The sequence below is a fragment of the Streptomyces durbertensis genome (assembly GCF_014156695.1).
In the GTDB taxonomy this organism is placed as follows: Bacteria; Actinomycetota; Actinomycetes; order Streptomycetales; family Streptomycetaceae; genus Streptomyces; species Streptomyces durbertensis.
Genome location: NZ_WMLF01000336.1, coordinates 1 through 6,037, shown reverse-complemented (window position 1 = coordinate 6,037; position 6,037 = coordinate 1). Strand labels below are relative to the sequence as shown.

At 73.5% G+C, this 6,037-nt stretch carries 4 protein-coding genes; 2 read left to right on the top strand and 2 right to left on the bottom strand.

The features are described 5' to 3' along the window. Positions 1–27: 27 nt before the first annotated feature. Together GL263_RS19590 and GL263_RS19585 are read left to right on the top strand one after the other, a co-directional pair. Positions 28–1,602 carry a hypothetical protein gene (locus GL263_RS19590; protein ID WP_228456667.1) on the top strand — a complete coding sequence of 525 codons (1,575 nt, stop codon included), beginning with the start codon at positions 28–30 and terminating at the stop codon, positions 1,600–1,602. 173 nt (positions 1,603–1,775) lie between these two features. Beyond that, positions 1,776–3,161, top strand: a complete 1,386-nt coding sequence (locus tag GL263_RS19585) for a hypothetical protein (RefSeq protein ID WP_182857040.1) — start codon at positions 1,776–1,778, stop codon at positions 3,159–3,161. 46 nt (positions 3,162–3,207) lie between these two features. On the opposite strand, the gene GL263_RS19580 is transcribed toward GL263_RS19585, so the two are convergent. Further along, positions 3,208–4,098: an SDR family NAD(P)-dependent oxidoreductase gene (locus GL263_RS19580; RefSeq protein WP_182857039.1), complete on the bottom strand. Its 891-nt coding sequence runs from the start codon at positions 4,096–4,098 to the stop codon at positions 3,208–3,210. Positions 4,099–4,163: 65 nt separating this feature from the next. Beyond that, complete coding sequence (locus GL263_RS19575; protein WP_182857038.1) at positions 4,164–5,996, bottom strand: choline/carnitine O-acyltransferase; 1,833 nt, start codon at positions 5,994–5,996, stop codon at positions 4,164–4,166. Between the last annotated feature and the right edge of the window lie 41 nt (positions 5,997–6,037).

Below are 6,037 nucleotides of genomic sequence, written 5' to 3'. Positions count from 1 at the left end.
GGGTCGGCGGCTGCTATACCCGGAGGGATGAGAATGCCCGACCTGTCCGGTTCGGACACGCGACCGGCGGTGGCGCGGGCGGTGGTGTCGCTGTGGCCGTTGGCGGCGCTGACCGGGGTGGTGCTGCTGCTGGGGCTGGTCGGGGTGCTGCCGCGCTGGCCGGGGCTGGTGCACGCGGTGGCGTTGCCGCCGATCGATCTGTACAGCGATCTGCGGGTGCTGCTCGCACGGGCGCATTCGGAACCGGAGTTCTTCGCGGCGCTTGCGGTGGTGCTCGCCGTGCGGGTGGTGGTGCTGTGTCTGCTGACCGGCGGGCTGACGTGGGCGCGGGCGCGGTTCGTGCTGCTGTTCTACGTGCTGGTCGGGGTGCCGCTGGCGCTGGCGGGGCTGATGGGGTTCATGGCGCAGTCGCTGCTGTACTCGCGGTTGTTCTGGGCCTCGGTGTCGCTGGTCGCGCTGGTGTGGTTCGGTACGGCGGCGCTGCCGTGGCAGCGGACGACGCGGCTGCGGACCGCCTTCCGGGAGGCGTGGGGGAACGGGCTGCGGGTCGCGGTGCTGCTGCCGTACGCGGTGGCGCTCCTGCTGCTGGGCGCGCTGGCGGATCTGCGGCCGGGCTGGTCGCTGGCGCTGGTCCCGGTGTCGGCGGTGCTGACGGGCGCGGCGGTGCTGGCGCTGCGCCGTCCGCCGCGCGGCCGGCCGTTGCTGCGGCTGGCGGCGGCGGCCGCGGCGTTCGCGGTGGCGGCGACGGTCTTCGTGACGACGCGCGGCGGGGAGGGGTACGGGCAGCGGGCGGCGGAGCGGTCCGGGTCGCTGCTGCTGATGTCCGGCATCAACTCGTCCTCCGGCAGCGGTGCGATCTTCGAAACCGAGGTGGAGCGACTCGGTTACGGCTGCGAACAGACCTACTACTTCTCGTACGCGGGAACGGGGGACGGGCAGCCGCGCGGGGTGGCGACCTGCCCGATCCGCACCGGCGCGCCCTACGTCCCCCGCGACACCCAGCGGCCGATGGCCGAGCAGGTGCGGACGTTCGCGGAGCAGGTCCGGGAGCTGCCGCAGCCGGTGGTGGTGGCGGGGCACTCGCACGCGGTGTGGGTGGCCTGGCAGGCGGTGGCAGAGGGCAAGGCGCCGGAGGTGGACACGCTGCTGCTGGTCGGGCCGTTCCCGCAGAGCCCGCTCGGCTACCCGCCGGCGGGGAAGCGCGGCGAGGGCCGGGTGGCCGGTGACCTGCTGCGACTGGTGGTGCCGCTGGCCGCGCACGTCGACTTCGTCTTCGAGCCGGACGCACCGGCCGCGCGGGAGCTGCTGGCGACGCCGGACGGCGCGTCGACGGCGTTGGCGGAGCCGCTGCCGCCCGGGGTGCGGTCGCTGAGTGTGACGTCGGCGACGGACCTGCCGCTGATGCCGGACGGCTGGCGGCTGCCGGTGGACCGCAACGTCTGCCCGCAGCGGGTGGCGCATCCGTATCTGCCGATCAGGCCGGTGTTCTACCACGAGGTGAACCGCTTCCTCGCCGACGAGCCGCCGCTGCGCTGTCCGGCGTGGCGGGACTGGGGCGCGACGCTGTCCCGCCCGTTCACGCTGCCGCCGCACGCCTCCTGAGCCGCGGCGGCGGCACGCGCCGCGTCGGCGCGACGCCGGGCGCGACGCCGGGCGCGACGCCGGGAGGGCAACCGGCGCGGGTCCGGGCGCGCAACCGGCGCGAGATCCGGTGCGCCGGCGGTTTGCCCGGTCGCGCCGACGGCTACCCGCGAGAAGGACAGGGAGGTCAGGTCATGTCCATTCCTCGTTTTCTCGCCGGCTTTGACTCCGCCTCCGCGATGCTGCGAGCGAACGCCGCGTTCCTGCGGGGCGAGGGCTTCCCCTCGCTCGGGCACCCGGCCCCGTTGCGGCCGCTCGTCAGGGCCACCCGGCTGCTGCCGGAACGCGCCCGGGAGAAGTTCTTCATCGTCAGCGGCGCGACGGAGACGATCAGCCCGCGGCGGACGGGCCGCATCGATCTGGAGGACGTGTCCCGCTGGGTCGGCGAAGAGTATCCGGACGGGCCGTATCCGGCGGTCGCCGTCGGCTCGTCCTGCGGGGCGCTGACACATCTGTGGGCGGCGCTGGGCATCCCCTGGCTGCCGCAGACGTTCTTCGTGCCGGTGCGGCAGCGGGTGCACCCGGACGATCCGAGCGGCGCGATGGTCAAGGGCGTCGAGCCGGGCCGTGCGCTGCTGGCGGCCAACCCGGACGTGCAGCTGCACCACATGCACGACGCCAACCAGGACCGGCTGATGGTGCGGGCGCTGACGTACTTCCGCTACAAGCGGCGGACGCTCGGCCCGGGCTACGAGCGCTTCCTCAAGGAAAGGCTGGAGCCCGGCGGGACGATCGTCATCTCCGACTGCCGGCGGAAGTGGGGCACCACCCGGCTGGGGCCCCGGCACGTGTTCCAGCACGGCGCGCTCGGCGGTGCCACCGAGGAGGAGTTCCACCACGGCGGCGAGCGGGTGGCCGCGTACCTGGAGCGTTACGACTCACCGGTCCGCCGCTGGTACGGGCCGGAGCCCGAGGAGCAGTCGCCGGAGGCGGAGTGGGGCTTCGAGGAGGCACTGGCGGAGGACGTCGAGCGGTTCGCGCGGGAGCACGGCTACCGGGTGCGGCGGCTGTCGTTCGACGAGCCGGAGTCGCCCAGCCCGCTGGTCGCCGACCTGTACCGCTGGTGGTACCGGCGGCGCGGCATCGAGGCGCGGCGGCTGTACGTGGAGTCGTTCATCATCATGGAGCCGCGGTTGGTGCTGCGCACGGGCTCGGTGCCGTTCTGGATGAAGTTCAACACCGAGACGTCGTACCGGGCGTTGGAGAAGTACCTGGACGACGGCGACCGCGAGCCGTACGACGAGATCCTGATGACGCTGTTCCAGAACGGTGTGGAGGCGGTGGGTCTGACGACGATCGGCGAGTGGCGGCGGCTGCTCGCGAAGGCCCGGGTGGCGGGCGACTTCGCGGAGCTGGACACCGACAGCCACCCGCGTGACCTGGCCCACTACACGACGTACGACAACGCGCTGCGGAAGAGGGCGTCGGAGAGCCATCCGATGCCGGAGCCGCTGACACTGGACGACGTGGACGGCTTCCTGGCCGGCGCGGGCGACTACGAGGGCGTGCGCTGGGCGTGATCCCCGGCGAGCCGGGGGCCGTTCGTGAGCACCAGCCCTTAGGCCCTTAGGAAGAGCGCCAGCCGCCGTCCACCGAGCCGGGCTCGGGCGCGGGCTCGAAGAGGTTGCCCCGGCTGGGCTCGGTGGCGTCCGCTTCGGAGAAGTGCTGGCGGCGCACCATGACGGCCATCAGCCGTTCGGTCGGCATCCGCAGCAGCCGGGCCATCAGTGCCAGGGAATGGCCCGCGGTGCCGGAGACCAGTTCGCCGCGCGGCACCTGGATGGCCCGCACGATGCTGCGGGCGACCCGCTGGGGCCGGTACACGGGCTTGAGGGGCGTCACCCGGTGCCGGGTGAAGTTCGCGGCCTGCGCGAACAGCGGGGTGTCGATCGCCGCGGGCAGCACCGAGCACACCTTGACGTGTCCGGCGTTCTGGAGCCGCAACTCCTGCCGCAGGACGCCGCTGAGCGCCCGGTTGGCGAACTTCGACATCACGTACGCGCCCGCGTACGGCTGGGTCGCCACCCCGACCACCGAGGAGACGTTCACCAGCGCGGCCTGGGGGCGTTCACGGAGGTAGGGAAGGGCGGCGCGCGCGCCGTGCAGGTAGCCGAAGATGTTGACCTCCAGCACTCTTCGCTGCACGTCGAGCGGGACGTCCTGGATCGGGCCGAACGCGGTGACGGCCGCGTTGTTCACCCAGATGTCCAGGGCGCCGAAGTGCTCGTCGGCGGCGCGCGCCACGGCGTCCAGCGCGTCGGCGTCGGTGACGTCCGCCGGCACGGCGAGCGCCTCGCCGCCGCGCTCGCCGCACTCGCGTACGACGTCGTCCAGGGACTCGGCGCGCCGGGAGGTGGCCACCACCTGGCAGCCGCGTTCGGCGAGGGCGTGGGCGGTGGCGCGGCCGATGCCTCCGGAGGCCCCGGTGACCACGGCGACGGTTCCGTTGATCCTCATGCCGGCCGAGTGCCCCGGGTTCGGTGTCGCACACCTCCGCCGGGGCGGCCCGGCCGGGCTCGGTTCTAGGCGGCCGCGGGCTCCTCCGCGAGGAGCGCGCGGAGCTCGGCGACGGCGCGCCGCAGGTGGTCGGCGAAGGCGTGCATCTGGTCGGCGACCGGGCGCGGGGTGCTGAGGTAGAGGTTGAACCGGTCGGGCAGCAGGACGTACGCCACGCCGATGCAGCGGCTGCTGGTGGAGCCGAAACCGAAGAACTGGATGTGCCGGGAGGGCGCGGAGCTGGTGCTGAGGTAGTCGTCGCGCATGACGGTCCAGCCGGGGGTGCGGTAGAGGGCGGGCTGCTCGGTGAGGCCGATCTCGGTGCCCCGGCGGCGCTGGATCAGTTCGAGTTCCCACAGGTGCTGCTCGGGGGCGTCGCCCGCCTGGCACTCCTTCGCCCGGGTCACGTGCGCCTCGGCCGCCTCGCGGAAGGCCGCGCGGCGCTGCGCGGGTGTCGCGTCGGGGTTGTCCATGGCGGCGGTGAAGGCCTGGATCTGCGGGGTGACGACGCGCATCGCCTCGGTGCGGCCGCGCCTCCACTGGCGGGTGGCGATCGACTCGTAGGTGGCGCCGAGGTGGCCCTTGGCCCGCTGGTGCGCGAGCTGGTAGGCGAGCTGGACGAACGCGTCCGGGGAGGTGCGCAGCTCCTTGGCGGCGGTGCTGCCGAAGTCCTCGAAGGAGAGGGTGGTGGTGGCGGTCGCCGCGGCGTAGTCGGCGAACTCGCGGGCGGCGCGGGTGACGTCCGCGCGCAGTCCGTCGTCGAGGTGGAACGTCAGCGGCGAGAGGGCCGGCAGCCCCTGGTCGCGGGCGCCGGAGCGGCGGGACTGCTCCTCGGCGGGCGTGCCGAGGAGCGCGTCGACGAAGGACAGCACGGTGGTGCCGTCGAGTCCGCAGTGCTCGACGTTGATGCCGGCGCGGCCGTCGGGGAAGACGACGAACGAGACCGCCTTGTCGAACCAGCGGTCGGCGCTGTCGCCGTGGAGCAGCCGGTCGCAGGTCTCCAGGGTGTCGGCGGGCGCCGGGTCCTCCAGGCAGACGCAGAACAGCGCCGTCTCGACGTCGTCGAGGGTGGCGGCGTTGGCCGGGTCGAGGTCCAGCAGCCGGCGGCGGGCGGCGGCCCACTCGGCGCGGGCCATGGTGGTGAGGTGGCCGACGGAGGTGCCGTCGGGCGCGGGCTCGGCGGCGGCCTTCAGCACGGCCTCCAGGCCGGCTTCCAGGTCCTCCAGCGAGTGCGGCACGCCGTCGGGGCCGATGACGTCCATGCGGAACATCCGGCCGTGGTGGAACACGACGATGTGGCGGGCGCGGGAATGGCCGGGCCACTCGTCGGTGTACGGGCGGCGGACGGTGTCCTGGACCTCGCCGGGGATGCGGGTCGCGGAGAACAGGTACGTGTTCTGCACCATCGACAGCGGCCGGCCGCGCTGCGTGACGGGCGGGATCTCCTCCCGGTCCAGACGCAGCTTGTAGTCGACGGCGGCGGCGGCCAGTTGGGCTGCCCGCGCGGTCTGGGAGAGCGCCGTGTCCTGGAAGAGGAAGAAGAAGTTGGCGTTGAGCGCGATGCGGTCGCGGCGGCCGAGGTAGCGGTAGGGCCAGAAGGTGTCGAGCCAGCTGTGGGTGTCGGGGTGGGAGTCGAAGCGTGCCAGTTCGGCGTGGAGGAGTTCGCCGGGGCCGCCGGGACGCTGGAAGTCGGCGACGGCCGCCTCCGTCTCCGCGAGCTGTTCGGGCGTGAGCAGCGGGGCGCACCACTGGAGGAAGCGGGCGCAGCTGTCGGCGAGGGTGGGCAGCGGGACGCGCGGCAGTGTGTCCTCGTGGGCGAACGTGGCGGCGTGCTCGGGCTGCGCTGTCTGTTCTGTCATCGGGAGGTCTCGTTTCGCGACGGCGGGCGGCGGGGGTGGCG